Source organism: Streptomyces sp. NPDC087270, assembly GCF_044744625.1.
GTDB lineage: Bacteria > Actinomycetota > Actinomycetes > Streptomycetales > Streptomycetaceae > Actinacidiphila.
On the sequence record NZ_JBIUYR010000022.1, the window covers coordinates 142,843 to 159,252 of the forward strand.

At 73.5% G+C, this 16,410-nt stretch carries 14 protein-coding genes; 4 read left to right on the forward strand and 10 right to left on the reverse strand.

Features of this window, described 5'->3' with window-relative positions:
- Nucleotides 1-2: 2 nt before the first annotated feature.
- Nucleotides 3-365, reverse strand: a complete 363-nt coding sequence (locus tag ACIPAE_RS33980) for a trypco2 family protein (protein WP_366412606.1) — start codon at nt 363-365, stop codon at nt 3-5.
- A gap of 343 nt (nt 366-708) precedes the next feature.
- Here ACIPAE_RS33980 and ACIPAE_RS33985 point away from each other — a divergent pair, with 343 nt between their 5' ends.
- Nucleotides 709-1,449: a M23 family metallopeptidase gene (locus tag ACIPAE_RS33985; RefSeq protein WP_366412605.1), complete on the forward strand. Its 741-nt coding sequence runs from the start codon at nt 709-711 to the stop codon at nt 1,447-1,449.
- Nucleotides 1,450-1,615: 166 nt separating this feature from the next.
- On the opposite strand, the gene ACIPAE_RS33990 is transcribed toward ACIPAE_RS33985, so the two are convergent.
- Nucleotides 1,616-2,200 (reverse strand): helix-turn-helix domain-containing protein, encoded by a 585-nt coding sequence (locus tag ACIPAE_RS33990; protein ID WP_329366110.1) that lies wholly within the window; start codon nt 2,198-2,200, stop codon nt 1,616-1,618.
- A gap of 210 nt (nt 2,201-2,410) precedes the next feature.
- Between ACIPAE_RS33990 and ACIPAE_RS33995 the strand changes: the two genes are divergently transcribed.
- Entirely contained in the window at nt 2,411-4,003 is a 1,593-nt protein-coding gene (locus ACIPAE_RS33995) for an MDR family MFS transporter (protein WP_402450558.1), read from the forward strand.
- A 245-nt stretch (nt 4,004-4,248) separates the two neighbouring features.
- On the opposite strand, the gene ACIPAE_RS34000 is transcribed toward ACIPAE_RS33995, so the two are convergent.
- From ACIPAE_RS34000 to ACIPAE_RS34020, 5 genes are all read right to left on the reverse strand, one after another.
- Nucleotides 4,249-5,499, reverse strand: coding sequence for a HAMP domain-containing sensor histidine kinase (locus ACIPAE_RS34000; RefSeq protein WP_329374054.1), 1,251 nt, complete (start codon nt 5,497-5,499; stop codon nt 4,249-4,251).
- Nucleotides 5,500-5,950: 451 nt separating this feature from the next.
- Nucleotides 5,951-6,634 (reverse strand): two-component system response regulator CseB, encoded by a 684-nt coding sequence (cseB, locus tag ACIPAE_RS34005; protein ID WP_366412604.1) that lies wholly within the window; start codon nt 6,632-6,634, stop codon nt 5,951-5,953.
- 4 nt (nt 6,635-6,638) lie between these two features.
- On the reverse strand, nt 6,639-7,442 hold the full coding sequence (locus ACIPAE_RS34010) for a hypothetical protein (RefSeq protein WP_329366103.1): 804 nt from the start codon (nt 7,440-7,442) through the stop codon (nt 6,639-6,641).
- Nucleotides 7,430-7,960 carry a SigE family RNA polymerase sigma factor gene (locus tag ACIPAE_RS34015; protein ID WP_328467668.1) on the reverse strand — a complete coding sequence of 177 codons (531 nt, stop codon included), beginning with the start codon at nt 7,958-7,960 and terminating at the stop codon, nt 7,430-7,432. Before ACIPAE_RS34015 ends, ACIPAE_RS34010 begins: the two co-directional genes overlap by 13 nt.
- A gap of 522 nt (nt 7,961-8,482) precedes the next feature.
- Entirely contained in the window at nt 8,483-9,547 is a 1,065-nt protein-coding gene (locus tag ACIPAE_RS34020; RefSeq protein ID WP_402450561.1) for an A/G-specific adenine glycosylase, read from the reverse strand.
- A gap of 295 nt (nt 9,548-9,842) precedes the next feature.
- On the opposite strand from ACIPAE_RS34020, the gene ACIPAE_RS34025 reads away from it, so the two are divergent.
- The gene (locus ACIPAE_RS34025; RefSeq protein WP_402450563.1) at nt 9,843-10,634 is read left to right on the forward strand and encodes a hypothetical protein; all 792 of its coding nucleotides are present in this window, start codon (nt 9,843-9,845) and stop codon (nt 10,632-10,634) included.
- Nucleotides 10,635-10,673: 39 nt separating this feature from the next.
- Here the strand turns inward: ACIPAE_RS34025 and disA are convergent, their stop codons facing one another.
- Together disA and radA are read right to left on the reverse strand one after the other, a co-directional pair.
- Entirely contained in the window at nt 10,674-11,834 is a 1,161-nt protein-coding gene (disA, locus tag ACIPAE_RS34030) for a DNA integrity scanning diadenylate cyclase DisA (protein WP_402450564.1), read from the reverse strand.
- A gap of 334 nt (nt 11,835-12,168) precedes the next feature.
- Entirely contained in the window at nt 12,169-13,545 is a 1,377-nt protein-coding gene (radA, locus tag ACIPAE_RS34035) for a DNA repair protein RadA (protein ID WP_328467672.1), read from the reverse strand.
- Nucleotides 13,546-13,697: 152 nt separating this feature from the next.
- Between radA and ACIPAE_RS34040 the strand changes: the two genes are divergently transcribed.
- Complete coding sequence (locus ACIPAE_RS34040) at nt 13,698-15,389, forward strand: hypothetical protein (RefSeq protein ID WP_402450568.1); 1,692 nt, start codon at nt 13,698-13,700, stop codon at nt 15,387-15,389.
- Between the two features lie 66 nt (nt 15,390-15,455).
- On the opposite strand, the gene ACIPAE_RS34045 is transcribed toward ACIPAE_RS34040, so the two are convergent.
- On the reverse strand, nt 15,456-16,292 hold the full coding sequence (locus ACIPAE_RS34045; RefSeq protein ID WP_402450570.1) for a hypothetical protein: 837 nt from the start codon (nt 16,290-16,292) through the stop codon (nt 15,456-15,458).
- Nucleotides 16,293-16,410 lie beyond the last annotated feature (118 nt).

The following is a 16,410-nucleotide window of genomic DNA, read 5'->3' on the forward strand; positions in this document are numbered from 1 at the left end:
GGTCAGCCCTCGTACTGCACGCTCGACGGGTTCGCGTCGTCCGGGGCCTTGATCTCGAGGAAGCCGCCGGTGGCGGACTTCGGGTGCAGGGTCAGGGAGACGGTGTGGGTGGCGCCGGAGGTGCGGGCGGCCTCCGCGCCGGCCTCGACGATCCACGCCTTGACGCCGCCGCGGCCGGTCCTGGTCCGCTGTAGCTCCACCGTGAACTCCATGTGGATCTCGCCGACCTCGAACCGTACGTTCGCGCCGGCGCCGCGCACCGCGCCCTCCATCAGCCCGGCCCGTACCGCCTCGACGGCGTCGGCCAGCTCCATGCCGGTCAGCGCGGGCCCGGCCGCGTCCTGGGTCTGGTCCTGTGCGGTCATGGTTCTTCCGCCCCCCCTCTCGGCCCGGACCCGCCGGTCCGGGAACGCTCGGAATCCTCCGCCGGAGCCGCGCCCGATGCTCCACGGAAAGCCGTTCCCACCGTAGTGCCGGTGAGGTGTCCCACGTGACGCGGACCACTTACTAACGGAAATAGTGCGTGGGGCGGGGGCGTGTACCTACAAGGAACCTGCATCGGGCAATTCGGACATCAAGCATCTTTTCGGCTACGAATGTCCGTAGTAAGGGGGGTCCTTGCCAGTGCCCGGAATGTCGGGTTACCAAGGATTCGCGACGGACCGCTGCCGGATTCGCCGCTCCCCCATCCAGTGAGGTCATTTCTTCATGCGCAAGAACTCAACGACGCAGAACCGCTCCCCGAAGACCGTCACCCGCGGCCGGGTCGCCGTAGTGGGCGGCGGCCTGGTGGTGGCGCTCGCGCTGGGCTCTACGGCGGCGTTCGCCGCCACGTCGCACTCCTCCTCCCAGGACGCCGCGGCCTCCCAGAGCGCCTCGGGCTTCATGTCGGCCGAAACGGTCGCCAGCATCTCCGACGCCGTGCACGCCCAGGCGGTCAGCCAGAAGACCGCCGCGGACCAGACCGCGGCCAAGGCGAAGGCCGACGCCAAGGCGAAGGCGGACGCGAAGGTGAAGGCCGCCGCGAAGGCCAAGAAGCTCCAGGCGTCGTGGGTCACCCCGACCACCGGCTACAAGCTGGGCGCGGGCTACGCGCAGGCGGGTCCGCACTGGATTCACACCCACTCCGGCCAGGACTTCGTCGTCAACAGCGGCACCACCGTCCGCGCCGCGCACGAGGGCACCGTGGTGACGGCCGGCTGGGGCGGCGCCTACGGCAACAACATCGTGATCAAGCACGGGTCGCACCTGTACACGCAGTACGGCCACCTGTCGAAGATAGGCGTGCACGTGGGCGAGCACGTGAACACCGCGGAGAAGATCGGCCTGTCCGGCTCCACCGGCAACTCGACCGGCCCGCACCTGCACTTCGAGGTCCGGACCACTCCGTACTACGGCTCCTCGGTCGAGCCGCTGCACTTCCTGCGCGCGCACGGCGTCAACCCGTAAGGCGGGCGCGACCCTCGAAATGGGGACCCGGGCATCGGTGATGCCCGGGTCCCCTTCGCGTGTTCCGCCGCCGTGCCCGCCCTGGTGCGGCGGTGCCGGGGCCCGGAGCCCGGGGCCCGTAGTCCCGAGCCCCGCGGCCCCGCGCCCGTATGCCCGGCGTCCGGCCTCAGCCGGTGACGAGGTCGGCGTCCGCCTGGGCGACCAGGTCGAGGGCGACCGCGAGGACGGCCGCGCGCTTCTCCTCGGCGCCGCCCGCGATGTTCTGCATGGCGAACATCCCCGCGTGCATCGCGAAGAGCGCGGTCAGCGAGCGCACCTGCGCGGTCATCGGCGAGTCCGGCTCCTTCAGCAGCTCGCTGAGCGCGGTGATCCGGCTCTTGAAGGACTCGCCGATGGCCAGGTCGCGAACGGTGGCCTGGTTCTCCTGGAAGAACCGGAAGAGGTCGGTGGCGCCCCACAGCGCGTCGCCGTAGCGGCGCAGCAGCTCCTGCTTGGTGTCCAGCGTGCGCGGCTGGCCCTGGGCCCAGGCGATCAGCTCGTCGATCGGGGCCGTGAGGTCCTCCGAGACGCTGATCAGGATGTCTTCCTTCGTCTTGAAGTGGTAGTACAGCGCGGCCTTGGTGACATCCAGTCGCTCGGCGATCTCTCGCAGCGACGTCTTCTCGTACCCCTGCTCGGCGAAGAGCTTCAGGGCGACGTCCTGGATGCGGCGGCGCGTATCGCTGCGCCGAGCGTGGTGCGGTGTAGCCATGGCGGTCGCTCTCCTGCTGCACTACGCGTGACCTCGGACGGTCACGGCGTGACGGGCCCACTCACGGTACGGCCCCACCACGACCTTACGCACTTACTTGACGCCCGGCTAGTTAGGGTCCTACCTTGCTGCTGGACGAGATAACTAGCCGGGCGGCAAGTAAGTTCAGTGAACGACTCCGCCCTCCTCCCGGAGGAAGGGACGCCGGTCATGACCCAGACCGACACGCCTCGCAGTGACACACCGCCTGCTGCCGCCGAACCGCGCCAGCGCAGCGTGCGGGTGGTGATGGGGGGTCTGCTGATCGCCATGCTGCTCGCGATGCTCGACAACATGATCGTGGGCACCGCGATGCCCACCATCGTCGGCGAGCTGGGTGGCCTCAACCACCTGTCGTGGGTGGTCACCGCCTACACCCTGGCCACCGCCGCCTCCACCCCGATCTGGGGCAAGCTCGGCGACATGTACGGCCGCAAGGGGATCTTCCTCACCTCGATCGTGCTGTTCCTGGTCGGCTCGGCGCTGTCCGGGATGTCCCAGTCGATGGACCAGCTCATCGCCTTCCGGGCGATCCAGGGGCTGGGCGCCGGCGGCCTGATGGTCGGCGTGATGGCGATCATGGGCGACCTGATCCCGCCCCGCGAGCGCGGCAAGTACCAGGGCATGATGGCCGGCGTGATGGCGGTGGCGATGATCGGCGGCCCGCTGGTCGGCGGCTCCATCACCGACAACTGGGGCTGGCGCTGGAGCTTCTACATCAACCTGCCGATCGGCGCGGTCGCGCTGACCGTGATCACCATCGTGCTGCACCTGCCGAAGAAGAAGCCCGGCGGCGCGGTCCGGATCGACTACCTCGGCGCAGGCCTGCTCACCGTCGCGATCACCTCGCTGGTGCTGCTCACCACCTGGGGCGGCACGCAGTACGCCTGGGGCTCCGCGCAGATCCTCGGCCTGCTGGTGCTCGGCCTGGTCGCGCTGGCCGGCTTCCTCTTCGTCGAGACCCGTGCCGCGGAGCCGGTGCTGCCGCTGCGCATCTTCCGCAGCCGCAACTTCTCGCTGATCTCGGTGGTCGGCTTCCTCGTCGGCTTCACGATGTTCGGCGCGATGACCTTCCTGCCGCTCTACCAGCAGACCGTGCAGGGTGCCTCCGCCACCAACTCCGGCCTGCTCCTGCTGCCGATGCTGCTCGCGATGATGCTGGTGTCCATGGTCGCCGGGCGGCTCACCTCCAGCACCGGCCGGTACAAGGTCTTCCCGATCGTCGGCGGCGTGCTGATCACCGTCGGGCTCTACCTGCTGTCGACGATGGGCGTCGACACATCCCGCACCACCTCCGGCATCTACATGGCCGTGCTCGGCGCCGGTATGGGCTGCATCATGCAGATCACCCTGCTGGTGGCGCAGAACAGCGTGGAGATGCGGGACATGGGTGTGGGCTCCTCCTCGGCGACGCTCTTCCGCACCATCGGGGGCTCCTTCGGCGTCTCGCTGTTCGGCGCGCTCTTCTCGCACCGGGTGCAGGACGTCATGACCGCGCGCCTGGGCGACAAGGGCTCGGCCGCGCTCGGCGGCGGCGCCCAGCTCGACCCCAAGGCGGTCGCGCGCCTGTCGTCCACGGTGAAGGACGGGTACTTCCACGCGGTGTCCTCCGGCACCCACCAGGTCTTCCTGTGGGGCGCGATGGTCAGCGTGCTCGGCTTCATCGCCGCGCTGTTCGTCATCGAGACGCCGCTGCGCGGGTCCGGTCCCAAGGCCGCGGACCCGGCGGACGGCGGGGCGCCGGTGCAGGTCGACGCGATCTGAGAGCGCAGTGCCGGGCCCGCACTCCCGGGAGTACGGAGCCAGGGGTACGGGGGCCGGGCCTGGGAGTACGGGGCCGGGATACAGGCCCGGGCCTGGGAGTACGGCGCCGGGCCTGGGAGTACGGCGCCGGGCCTGGGAGTACGGCGCCGGGCCGGGGTGGATGGGGTCGGGGGCCGGGCCCCCGGCCCCGCTGGGCTGACGTGCCCGGCTGAGCCTCCTGGCCGCGCCGAGCCGACCGGCCCGGATCAGGCGCGGGGGAGCAGGAGCTGGGCGATGGCGCCGCCGCCCTCCGAGGCGGGGGCGTTGCGGAAGGTGAGGCGGGCGCCGAGCACCCGGGTCTGGCCGACCGCGATGGTCAGCCCCAGGCCGTGGCCGCCGCCGGCGCGGTCGGTGCGGCCGGTACGGAAGCGGCTCGGCCCCTCGCGCAGCAGGTCGGCGGGGAACCCGGGGCCGTGGTCGCGGACCCGGACGAACGCACCGTCGACCAGGACCTCGATCCGGGGCGCGCCGTGCCGCAGCGCGTTGGCCAGGAGGTTGCCGAGTACCCGCTCCAGGCGGCGGGGGTCGGTCTGCACGACGGCGTCCTCGGCGACCACCACCTCGGCGTCGGGCGCGAGCACGGGCACGCGGCGGCGGACGAACTCGCCGAGCGCGATCTCCTGGAGTTCGGGGTGCTCGGCGGCGCCGTCCAGCCGGGCCACTTCGAGGACGTCCTCCACGAGGGTGCGCAGCGCGTGCACCCGGTCCCGGACGAGCTCCGACGGGCGGCCGGGCGGGAGCAGTTCCGCGGCGGTGAGCAGGCCGGTGACGGGGGTGCGCAGCTCGTGCGCGATGTCGGCGGTGACCCGGCGCTCGGCCTCCAGCCGCAGCTGGAGCGCGTCGGCCATGCCGTCGACCGCGCGGGCCAGTTCGTCGGTCTCGTCGCGGACCCGGCGGCCCCCGATCGCCTCGCGCACCCGCACCTGGGTGTCGCCGTCGGCGACCTTGCGGGCCGCGGTGGCGGCCTTGCGCAGCCGGCGCGACATCCGGCCACCGATCAGCACGCCGATCGCGGTGCCGCCGACCACCACCGTGATGGAGCCGACGATGAGCGCCTGGTCGAGGTCGACCAGTACGGAGTAGCGGTCGCTGAAGGCGCTCTTGAGCGACAGCACGTGGTGGCCGCCGGCCGGGGTCTCGGCCCATACGGTCGGGGCGCCGTGGCGGCCGGCGGCGACGTAGGTGGCGCGCTGGCCCTTGGCGGCGTAGCTCTTGAGCGCCGGGGGCAGGTCGGGGTCGTCGAGCCGGGCGTAGAAGACCAGCCGGCCGGTGGCCTCGTAGATCCGCAGCGCGGACTGGACGCGTTCGTCCTGGACGTCCCGGGTGGAGTTGATCATGCTGACCCGGGCGGCGTTGTGCACGACCAGGCTGAGGGTGAGGACGACCAGGGCGGAGACCGCGGCGATGGCCGCGCTGATCTTCCAGCGCAGGCCGCGGCGCAGGAGCAGGCGGCGCAGCAGCGGGTGGCGCCGCAGGACGCGGCGGGCCCTGCGGGTCAGGCGGGCGCAGAGCCGGCCGAGGCGGCCGAGCCGGGCGGACAGGGACGGGCGGGTGCCGCGGGGGGCCGGGCGGTCCGAGGGGCGCCGGCGGCGACGGGACGAGGGGCCCGGGTCGGTCGGCTCGGTGAGGTCGGAAGGGTCGGACCGGTCATCGCCGGGGGCGCCGGGGAACGCGTGGAACGGCTCGCCGTCGAGGAGTTCGCGATCGAGCGGGTCGAGCGAGCCCGGTACGTCCGGTGGACCCGGTGAACTCGGTGAACCCGGTGCGGGCGGCGCGGCCGGCGGATCGGGCGGCGCGGGGAAGCGCTCGCGGGCCGGGCGCGGTATCGCGGCCGGCGCCGGAACGGTGGCGGCCGGATCGCGGGCGGGCCCGGGAACCGGCGAACGCGGCGGCTCGTACGCGGCCACCTCAGGCCCTCAGCTTGTAGCCGAAGCCGCGTACGGTCTCCAGCCGGTCCTGGCCGATCTTCGTCCGCAGCCGCTGCACGTGGACGTCGACCACGCGGGTGTCGCCGCCCCAGGCGTAGTCCCAGACCCGGGCCAGCAGGCGGTCGCGGGACAGCACGGTGCCGGGGGCGCCGGCGAACTCCAGCAGCAGCCGCATCTCGGTGGGGGTCAGCGCCAGCCGGCGGCCGGCCCGGGTGACCTCCATGCCCTCCGGGTCGATCTCGATGTCCCCGAAGGACAGCACGGCGCCCTCGTCGACCTCCTCGCTGGGGGAGGCGGCGCGGAAACGGCGCAGCACCGCGCGGATGCGGGCGACCAGCACCGCGCCGTCGAACGGCTTGGTGACGTAGTCGTCGGCGCCGGCCTCCAGGCCGAGCACCACGTCGATCGCGTCGGCCCGCGCCGAGACCATGATCACCGGGACCATGGACTCGTCGCGGATGCGGCGGCACAGGCTCACTCCGTCGATGCCCGGCACCATCACGTCGAGCAGGGCGAGGTCGGGCTGCCGTGCCCGGAACGACTCCAGCCCGGCGACGCCGTCGGGGGCCGCGGTGACCTGGAAGCCGTCGCGTTCCAGGGCGAGCGTGGTCGCCTCGCGGATGACGTCGTCGTCCTCGACGAACAACACGTGGGTGGCGGCCATGTCCCTATCGTCCCCCACTCGCGCTGCCGACCCGCGCGGCGCCGGCCGAGGACCTGGGTTCCGCGGTGGCGGAGGGCGTCCGGGAGGGCGACGTGGTCGGGTCGGTGTCCGACGGCAGTCCCGGGTCGAGCGGTTCGGAGCTGGGCAGCGGCGCGGGCTCGGTGGAGGTCGGCTCGGGCTTCGCGGAGGGCGTCTTCGCGCCGAAGTCGAAGTAGGAGCGGGAGACCTGGAGGAAGTGGGTGCCGTGCCAGGCGTAGGTGACCGTTTCCTCACCGGTCGGGTACGCCACCGCGTCATCGGTCCGGTAGACCTCGTGGACGACCTGGAGCCGGCCGTTGATCACGCTGCCGTAGACGGGGGAGCGCTCGTCGGCGAACACGCAGCGGTACTTCGTGCCGGTCATCCGGTACACGTAGGCGGCGATGCCGAGGCCGTCGCCGCAGGTGGTGACGTTGACCACCAGGTCCGGGCCGTCGCCCGAGGTGAGGTCGCCGGAGTCGGTGTCCAGCGGGTAGGTGGCGTCGGACGCGTCGGACGGGCTGGTGCCGTCGGAGTCGTCGTCGGCGTCGCCGGCCGTGCACGGCTCCAGGTCCTCCCGCACGTCGGCGCTCACGCTGGAGTCGCGCCGCACCATCCCGGCCAGCGCGGCGGGGTCGGCGGCGAGCGCGGGCGCGCCGGTGTCCGGCGTCTTCATCGTCGCGGTGGGCGCCGGGCCCTCCTGCCGCGCACCGGTCACCGTCGTACCGCAGCCCGCGGCCGTGACGCAGGCGAAGGCACCCACGGCGGCAGTCAGCGCTATGCGGCGCACTGGCTCTCCCTCCGCGTGTACCCGTACCTGCCGTGCTCCAGCTCGTGCCGCAGCCGGGCCAGCGCCCGGTGCAGCGTGCTCTTCACGGTACCCGCCGACATCCCCAACGCACGGGCCGTCTCCTCGGTGCTGAGCTGGCCGTAGTGCCGCATGATCACCACCTGCCGCTGCTGCGGCGCCAGCACCCGCATCACGTCGCGCAGCATCTCCCGGTCGGCGCGCTGCTCGGCGCCGTCGTCGACGCTCGACTCGGGCAGGTCGCCGGTCGGCACCTCCTCCAGCCGCCGGCTGCGCCACCACTCGGTCCTGGTGTTGATCATCACCCGGCGCATGTACGCGTCCGCGAGCCGCTTGTCGGCGATGCCGTCCCAGCGCGGGTAGGTACGCACCAGCGCGGTCTGCACCAGGTCCTGGGCGTCCACCGGGTCCGGCACCAGTCGCCGGGCACTGCGCAACAGGGCGTCCTGCCGGGTCCGTACGTACTCCTCGAACTCCAGAACCCCGCTGTTCGCCGCCATCTGTGCCGCCTCCACCCCGCCGATAACGCTCTACCGTTCACGGGCCGACGAGAACGCCTCCCACGGCCGCTATCGACGCTACGAACCGGATGTTGGGCTTTGGCGACCAGCACCGCACGACGACCGCACAGCAACCCATCGGTTGTGTAACAGCGCCCGGGGGAGGGGGCGGAGAGGGGCGCGGCACCGATATGCGGGCGGGCGTCCCGGGCGTCCCGGCGGTCGAGCGGCGGGGGAACGGACGGCGGGGGAACGGACGGCGGGGGAACGGGACGCCGGGCGGCGGTAAAACGGTCGCCGGGGCCGGGCGGGGGCGTGAGCGTGCGGGTGGTGACACCAGGGTGCGGGCTGTGGCAGAGCGGCCCCTTGCGCCGCCCGGGCGGAGGTGCCCCCGCCCGGGCGGTCGCGGGGGAGCGGCGGGATCTGCCGTGACACCCTCCGGGGGTTCGCATCCCTCCGGCCCGCACCTGCACCCGCACCCGCACCCGCACCCGCACTGCGCACGGGAGCCGGCCGGCTCGGTCAGACCGGCAGGCGGAAGTGGTCGTCGGGCAGCTGCTCCACGAGACCGTCCGCGATCAGGCCGTCGAGCGCGCGGGCACGCTGTACGGGCTCGCTCCAGGCGGTGTCCAGCAGGGCGCGCGGCACCGGGTTGCGGCTCGCCCGCAGGATCGCCAGCAGCCGGCCGCGCACCTGCCGGTCGGTGCCCGCGTACGTCTGGCCGCGCCGCGGCGGGCCCTCGTGCGCGGGGGAGCCGGCCAACCGCCAGGCGCAGCGGGCCGCCAGCGGGCAGCTGCCGCACCGCGGGGAGCGCGCCGCGCACACCAGCGCGCCCAACTCCATGGTGGCCGCGGCCCATCGCGCCGCGGTGCTGTCGTCCTCGGGCAGCAGGGCGGCCGCGATCTTGCGCTCCGCAGCCGTCGTGGCGTTCGGCGGGTACTCCACACCGGTGACGACCCGTGCGAAGACCCGTCGCACGTTCGTGTCGAGAACGATGTGCCGCCGGCCGTACGCGAACGATGCCACGGCCGCCGCGGTGTACTCCCCGATGCCCGGCAGGGCCAGCAACTCGCTGTGCTCGCGGGGTACTTCGCCGTCGTGCTGATGTGCTATGGCCGTCGCGGCGGCGTGCAGCCGCAGGGCGCGCCGGGGGTAGCCGAGCCGGCCCCAGGCCCGGACCGCCTCGCCCGGCGACTCCGCGGCGAGGTCGGCCGGGCGCGGCCAGCGCTCCAGCCACTCCGCGTGCACCGGCAGCACCCGGTTCACCGGGGTCTGCTGCAGCATGAACTCGCTCACCATCACCGACCAGGCGCCCGCGTCGGGCCGCCGCCAGGGCAGGTCCCGCGCGTGTTCGTCGAACCAGTCGATCACGGTGCCGTGCAGGGCCCCGGCGGCGGGCAGCACGACGGGAACGGGCGCCGGGGAGTCGGATGAGGGAGTGGGCGCGGGTTCGGGTTCGGGTGCGGGCGTGGAGGAAGGGGTGGTCACCGACGCGGGGCGGGCGGAGCCGCCGGGGGCGCCGGCCGCGGCGTCGTCCGTCGAGAGGGGCGACGCCGGAAGCTGGGTGGAGGAGAGGTCGTTGCTCATCGCGGGTCGATCCTCGCACATGCCAGGGACAATGGACACGGACAGCTACCGATGATCACGTCAGAGTGACGACGGGGTCGGGGGTGCCGCGGATGGCGCCGGGCGGCGGCGAGTTGGGGTGCCGAGAGGGGCAACTTCGGGGCGATGTAAACGTGATGATCGGCAAAGAGCGGACGTATGGCGGCGGGTGGTGCGACACCACGGTACTGATCTCCCCTAGAGTGCGTCTGTGGGCTCTGTGCGCAATCCCGTCGGACCTCTGCCATCGTCTATCTACTGGCGGCGGCGGGCTGTTTTGCTGTGCCTGCTCGCGCTGGCGGCGGCGATCGCGGTATGGGTGGTCAACTTCCGTGGTGGCGGCGGAGGCCACGGGGCGAGCGCCCCCGCCGACTCGCACACCCCGGCGGCCACGATCACCCCGGGTCCCACGCCGTCCGGCCCGCACAACGGCGGGGAGCCCGGCGGCCGCGACACCGCGCCGAGCGACTCGTCCGGCGGCTCGTCCGGTGGCGGCGACAACGGCGGTACCAACGGCGGTGCGGGCGACGGCTCTTCGAGCGGCGCGGGTGACGGCGGCGCGGGTGACGGCGGCTCCGCGGCAGGCGCGGGTACGGCCGGCTCCGGCAGCGGCGGCACCGGCGGCACGGTGCCGGCGCCCGGCCAGGAAGTGCCGGCCGGTTCCTCGCTGCCGACCTGCGCCCCGGGCACCGTCACGCTCTCGCTCAGCAGCGTGCGCAACTCCTACCAGCCCGGCCAGAACCCGGAGTTCCGGCTGGTGGCGACGAACTCCGGCGCGGCCGGCTGCAAGATCGACGTCGGTCCGAAGAGCGCGGTGTTCACGGTCACCGGCGCGCCGGGCGCCAGCCACGTCTGGGCGTCGGACGACTGCCCGACCACCGGCTCCCACCTGCTCCAGGTCCCCGCGCACTCCTCGATGTCCTACACGCTGAACTGGAACGGCAAGACCAGCTCGCCGCAGTGCGCGAAGCCGAAGGGTGCGCAGGCCAAGCCCGGCACCTACCTGGTGCAGTTGCAGAAGCCCGGGTACGGCAGCAAGCAGGCGTCCTTCCAGCTCACGGACGACTGAACCGGCCGGACGCCGGCCGGGCCGGCTGAACGGCCGGACTTACACGTACCGTTCGAGGATCGAGGACTCGGCCAGCCGGGACAGGCCCTCGCGGACCGACCGGGCGCGGGCCTCGCCGACGCCCTCGACGGTCTGGAGGTCGTCCACGCTGGCGGCGAGCAGCTTCTGCAGGCCGCCGAAGTGCTCGACCAGCCGCTCGATGATGGTGTTCGGCAGCCGCGGCACCTTGGCCAGCAGCCGGTAACCGCGCGGCGAGACCGCGGAGTCCAACGACTCCGGCGACCCGGTGTAGCCCAACGCGCGTGCCACCGTGGTGAGTTCGATCAACTCGTTCTGCGGCAGCGCGTCCAGTTCGGCCATCGCCTCCACGACGGTACGGCTGCGCTTGGCGGTCGGCTCGGGGACGTAGTCGCGCGCGACGAGCTCGCGTTCGGGCTCCACGCCGGCGATCAACTCGTCGAGCTGGAGCGCGAGCAGGCGCCCGTCGGAGCCCAACTCCACGACGTACTCGGCGATTTCGGTGGCGATCCGGCGGACCATCTCCAACCGCTGGGCGACGGCGGTGACATCGCGCACCGTCACCAGGTCCTCGATCTCCAGCGCGGACAGGGTGCCGGCCACTTCGTCGAGCCGGAGCTTGTACCGCTCCAGGGTGGCCAGGGCCTGGTTGGCGCGGGACAGGATCGCCGCGGAGTCCTCCAGGACGCGGCGCTGCCCGTCGACGTACAGCGCGATCAGTCGCATCGACTGGCTGACCGACACCACCGGGAAGTTGACCTGGCGGCTGACCCGGTCCGCGGTGCGGTGCCGGGTGCCGGTCTCCTCGGTGGGGATGGTCGGGTCCGGCACGAGTTGCACGCCGGCCCGCAGGATCTTGGTGATGTCCTTGTCGAGGATCAGGGCGCCGTCGAGCTTGCACAGCTCGCGCAGCCGGGTCGCGGTGAACTCCACGTCCAGGACGAAGCCGCCGGTGCAGAGCGATTCGACGGTCTTGTCCATGCCGAGGACGATCAGGCCGCCGGTGTTGCCGCGGACGATCCGTTCCAGGCCGTCCCGCAGGCCGGTGCCCGGGGCGACCGCGCTCAGTGAGGCGCGCATCAGGCCGCCGTCGCTGCCCAGCCCGCTGCCGGCGCGCCCGGAGGAGTCGCCCGCTGCCCTACGAGCCGGGGCGGCGCCCCCTGCCCGGTCGTTGGCTGCCACTCTGCTCCTCACGGTCGCTGCGTTTGGGCAAAGTTTACGACTCCCTGCGGGGGGCTTGGGCGGACCCGCCCGGGGTGGGGGGTGCTGTCGGTTGAGGGACCACCTGTTTGTGGGGGGTACGAAGGGGTCTCGCCGCTACGGTTTCCCGCCGTTGCCGGGTGCTCCTGGTGGCCTGCTGGGCGCGCAGTTCCCCGCGCCCCTGAGGGGGTGGCCCTTGCGGTCGTGCGTTCACACCGGTTCGTTGCGGGTTGCGCGCGCAGTTCCTCGCGCCCCTGAGTATGCCCGGGTCCCTTCGGGGCGAGCACGGGGGAGCCGCACTTACACCCCGGGGGGGTCAGGCGCGGCGGGGGAGGGTGCGGAGGGCGTCGGAGATGTCGGCCACTTCGGTGACGCGCATGCCCGCAGGGATCTTGCCGGGGTCGGGGGGAACGAGGGCGTGGGTGAAGCCGAGGCGGTGGGCCTCGGAGAGGCGGCGCTGGACGCCGGTGACGCGCCGCACCTCGCCGGCGAGGCCGACCTCGCCGACGGCGACGAGGTTCTTCGGCAGAGGCGTGTCGATCGCGGCACTGGCCAGCGCCAGCGCCACCGCCAGGTCGGCCGCGGGCTCGGTGAGCTTCACCCCGCCGACGGTGGCGGTGTAGATGTCCTGCTTGCCGATGGACTTGATCCGGCCGCGCTGTTCGAGGACGGCCAGCATCATGGACACCCGGGAGTTCTCCAGGCCGGAGGTGGTGCGGCGCGGGGAGGGGATCTGGGTGTCCACGGTGAGCGCCTGCACCTCGGCGACCAGGGGGCGGCGCCCTTCGAGGGTGACGGTCAGGCAGGTGCCGGGCACGGGTTCGTCGCGGCGGGTGAGGAAGAGCCCGGAGGGGTCGGCGAGCCCGGTGATGCCCTCGTCGTGGAGCTCGAAGCAGCCGACCTCCTCGGTGGCGCCGTAGCGGTTCTTCACCCCGCGGATCAGCCGGAGCCGGGCGTGCCGGTCGCCTTCGAAGCTGAGCACGACGTCGACCAGGTGCTCCAGCAGCCGGGGCCCGGCGATCGCGCCGTCCTTGGTGACGTGGCCGACCAGCAGCGTGGACATGCCGCGTTCCTTGGACGCCCGGATCAGGGCGCCGGCGACCTCGCGGACCTGGGCCATGCCGCCGGGCGCGCCGTCGATCTCGGGCGAGGCGACGGTCTGCACGGAGTCCAGGACGAGCAGGGCCGGCTTGACGTCGTCGAGGTGGCCGAGGACCGCGGACAGGTCGGTCTCGGCGGCGAGGTAGAGGTGGTCGGCGAGGGCGCCGATCCGGTCGGCGCGCAGCCGCACCTGGGAGGCGGACTCCTCGCCGGTGACGTAGAGCGTCGGGTGCTGCGGCCCGGACGCCTTCGCGGCCACGTCGAGCAGCAGCGTGGACTTGCCGACCCCGGGCTCGCCGGCCAGCAGGACGACGGCGCCGGGCACCAGGCCGCCGCCGAGCACCCGGTCCAACTCGGGTACGCCGGTGGAGCGGGCGGTGGCCTGGGTGCCGTCGACCTGGGCGATCGGGCGGGCGGCTGATGTCACCCGGCCGGGGGCGGTGGTGCGGACCGCGGGCGCGCCGCCGAACTCCTCGACGGTGCCCCAGGCCTGGCACTCGCCGCAGCGGCCGAGCCACTTCACCGTGGTCCAGCCGCACTCGGTGCAGCGATAGGAGGGGCGGTCCTTGGACGCGGGTTTGCGGGTGGCCATGCGGTTCACCGTAGCGGGCGGGGCGGACAACCGCGTTCACTCGTACGTGTGGCCGTCCTGTCCCCTTTTTGTGGTGGATCATTACCCATATGGGTTAAACAAGGCCGGGAGTGCTGAACCGAGGGCGTTCACGGGCCTACCGTCGCCCGGTGATGAGCAGGCAGGAAAGCCCCAACCCGACGCAGAGCACCGGAGCCCACCGCAAACACCGCGCTCCGGCCGGACGGCCGTGTGCCGACGCGGAGCCCGAGCGGGCCGGCCGGGTGCACGGCGGCCGCCGTGAGGGCCGTGCCCGGCGGCCGCAGGGCACGCTGCCCATGCAGCCTCCGGCGCACTACGAGCCGTATCTCGACGGCCTGTTCACGTACTGCCTGTCCATCCTGTGCGAGCACGACGCGGCGTCCGGCGCGCTCGGCGAGGTGCTGGCGCTGGCCGAGCGGCAGCGGGTCAGGCTGCGCGACCCCGGGCTGCGCAGGCCGTGGCTGTACGCGCTGGCCCGGTGGGTGTGCCTGCGCCGGCTCGCGGCGGGCAAGCCGGTCGCGCCGCACACCTCGGAGTCGGTGGCCGAGCAGCGGCGGGCCCAACTCGCCTCGCTGGCCTGGCCGGAGGCGGCCGGCACCAGTCCGGAGCAGCGTGAGGCGCTGGAGCTGGCGGTACGCCACCAGCTCGCGCCGCGTGAAGTCGCGCATGTGGTCGGGCTCGACGCGGAAGCGGCCAGGACCCGGCTGGCCCGGGCCGCCTGCGAGGTGGAGCGGACCCGTACGGCGATGGCCGTCGTGGACACCGGCAGCTGCCCGGAGGTGGCGCAGCTGGCCGGGGACACGCAGGTGCTGCTCGGTACCGCGCTGCGCACCGAACTGGTCCGGCACGTGGACGACTGCCCGGTGTGCCGGCGCACCGCCGAGCGGGTCGTCGCCGACGGGCCGTGGCCGGGCGCGGCCGACGCCGCGGCGGTGCTGCCGCTGGTGGAGGCGCCGCGCTCGGCGGCGTACGCGGCGCTGCTGCACGCCATGGACACCGGGTTCGGGCGGGCCCGGGAGTCCACGCCGCGCTTCGACCGGCGCGGCTTCCCCACCGACCTCGGCGACAAGGCGGCCCGGCGGGCGGTGCTGCGGCACCGGGCGGTGACCACCACGGTGGTCGCGGCGGTCGTCGCCGCACCCGTGCTCGCGGTGTGGGCGGCCTACCGGGCCACCCCGCTGGGCGAGAACTCGCACGACGGGCGCAGCGCGTCCGCGCCGGACGGGATCGACGGGGTGCCGTACGAGAAGGCGGGGAACGCCGGGCCGTCACCGAGCGCGCCCGCCGCGCCGGAGGGCTCGGGGGCGCCGTCGTCCGCGGGGGCGCCGCAGGACGCGACCGTGGCGGTCAGCGGGGGCACCGCGCCGCCGGCCTCCTCGGTGCCCAAGGGCGCGGGGTGGCTGGAGGTCTCGGCGCGGCCTGGCTACGGGCGTACGTACGTCACGCTCACTGCGGGGGGCGCCGCGCCGGTGAGGTGGGTGGCGGCCACGTCCGCGTACTGGCTGGAGTTCTCGGCGCGTTCGGGCACCTTGAAGCCAGGGGAAACGGTCACTCTGGAGGTCCGGGTGGACCGCTCCCTGGAGCCGTCCGGGTCGTGGTCGGCGCAGATCCGGTTCACGCCGGGCGACGCGACGGTCACCTTGCAGGGGTCCTCCCGGCGGTCGGTGCCACCGGTCTCCGCGCCGCCGACCGGGGGGAGCACCGAGAGCAGCTCCCCGCCGCCGAGTTCGCCCTCTCCGCCGCCGAGCAGCACCCCTCCGACGCAGTCGGCCACTCCCACGGACAGCTCCACGCCGTCCGCATCGGCGACCCCCTCCGGGTGAGCGGGCGGGGAACCCTCGAACACAGGGGACCCTCGGACGCAGGGAACCCCGGGACGCAGCCCGCGGCTACTCCCGGGGGGTCGCCGGGTCCGCCGGGTGCGGCGCCACCAGGGGCAGCGCGGACGCCAGCCGCGCCTCGCACAGCGCCGCCAGTTCCGCGTACCCGGCCGCCCCCATCAGCTCCGTGAGCTCGGGCCGGTAGGAGACGTAGACCGGCTCCCCCGCGCCGTGCGCGGAGGTCGCCGAGGTGCACCACCAGTGCAGGTCGTGGCCCCCGGGGCCCCACCCGCGCCGGTCGTACTCCCCGATCGACACGACCAGCACCCGGCTGTCGTCGGGCCGGTCCACCCAGTCGAAGGTGCGGCGGATCGGCAGCTGCCAGCACACGTCGGGCTTGGTCTCCAGCGGTTCGCGGCCCTCGCGCAGCGCGAGCGCGTGCAGCGCGCAGCCCTGCCCGCCGGCGAACCCGGGCCGGTTGGAGAAGACGCAGGCGCCGTCCACCACGCGGGTCTGCCGCTCGCCGTCCTCGTTCTCCTCGGCCCAGAACCCGTCCGCGCCGGTGCCGATGTCGTGGAACTGCCAGTCGTCCGCGGTGAGTCGGGCCACGTGCCCGGCGACCCGCTTCTCGTCGTCGTCGTCCGAGAAGTGCGCGCCGAGCGAGCAGCAGCCGTCCTCCGCCCGGCCGGCCACGATGCCCTGGCAGCCGCTGCCGAAGACGCACGTCCAGCGCGAGGTGAGCCAGGTCAGGTCGCACCGGAAGACCTGTTCCTCGTCGGCGGGGTCGACGAACTCCACCCAGGCCCGGGCGAAGTCCAGCCCGGCCTCGTCGGGCACGCCTGCCTTGCTCGCCGCGGTCGTCCCGGCGCTCTTCTTCGTGCCCTTGCGGGTCTTCACCTTCGCCACGCGCCCAAGCGTAAGACCGTAATGCGCCGAATGCGGTCACGCGGGTCCGGGGCGCCGGACCGGAGCGGGTCGGCGGGTACGAAGAAGGCCGCCGAACGCGGGTGCCGGACCCGGCGCC

What these genes read in the sequence shown, in the direction of transcription:
- ACIPAE_RS33980 (WP_366412606.1), bottom strand. Translation starts at nt 365, where the DNA reads ATGACCGCACAGGACCAGACCCAGGACGCGGCCGGGCCCGCGCTGACC.
- ACIPAE_RS33985 (WP_366412605.1), top strand. Translation starts at nt 709, where the DNA reads ATGCGCAAGAACTCAACGACGCAGAACCGCTCCCCGAAGACCGTCACC.
- ACIPAE_RS33990 (WP_329366110.1), bottom strand. Translation starts at nt 2,200, where the DNA reads ATGGCTACACCGCACCACGCTCGGCGCAGCGATACGCGCCGCCGCATC.
- ACIPAE_RS33995 (WP_402450558.1), top strand. Translation starts at nt 2,411, where the DNA reads ATGACCCAGACCGACACGCCTCGCAGTGACACACCGCCTGCTGCCGCC.
- cseB (WP_366412604.1), bottom strand. Translation starts at nt 6,634, where the DNA reads ATGGCCGCCACCCACGTGTTGTTCGTCGAGGACGACGACGTCATCCGC.
- ACIPAE_RS34015 (WP_328467668.1), bottom strand. Translation starts at nt 7,960, where the DNA reads ATGGCGGCGAACAGCGGGGTTCTGGAGTTCGAGGAGTACGTACGGACC.
- ACIPAE_RS34020 (WP_402450561.1), bottom strand. Translation starts at nt 9,547, where the DNA reads ATGAGCAACGACCTCTCCTCCACCCAGCTTCCGGCGTCGCCCCTCTCG.
- radA (WP_328467672.1), bottom strand. Translation starts at nt 13,545, where the DNA reads ATGGCCACCCGCAAACCCGCGTCCAAGGACCGCCCCTCCTATCGCTGC.
- ACIPAE_RS34040 (WP_402450568.1), top strand. Translation starts at nt 13,698, where the DNA reads ATGAGCAGGCAGGAAAGCCCCAACCCGACGCAGAGCACCGGAGCCCAC.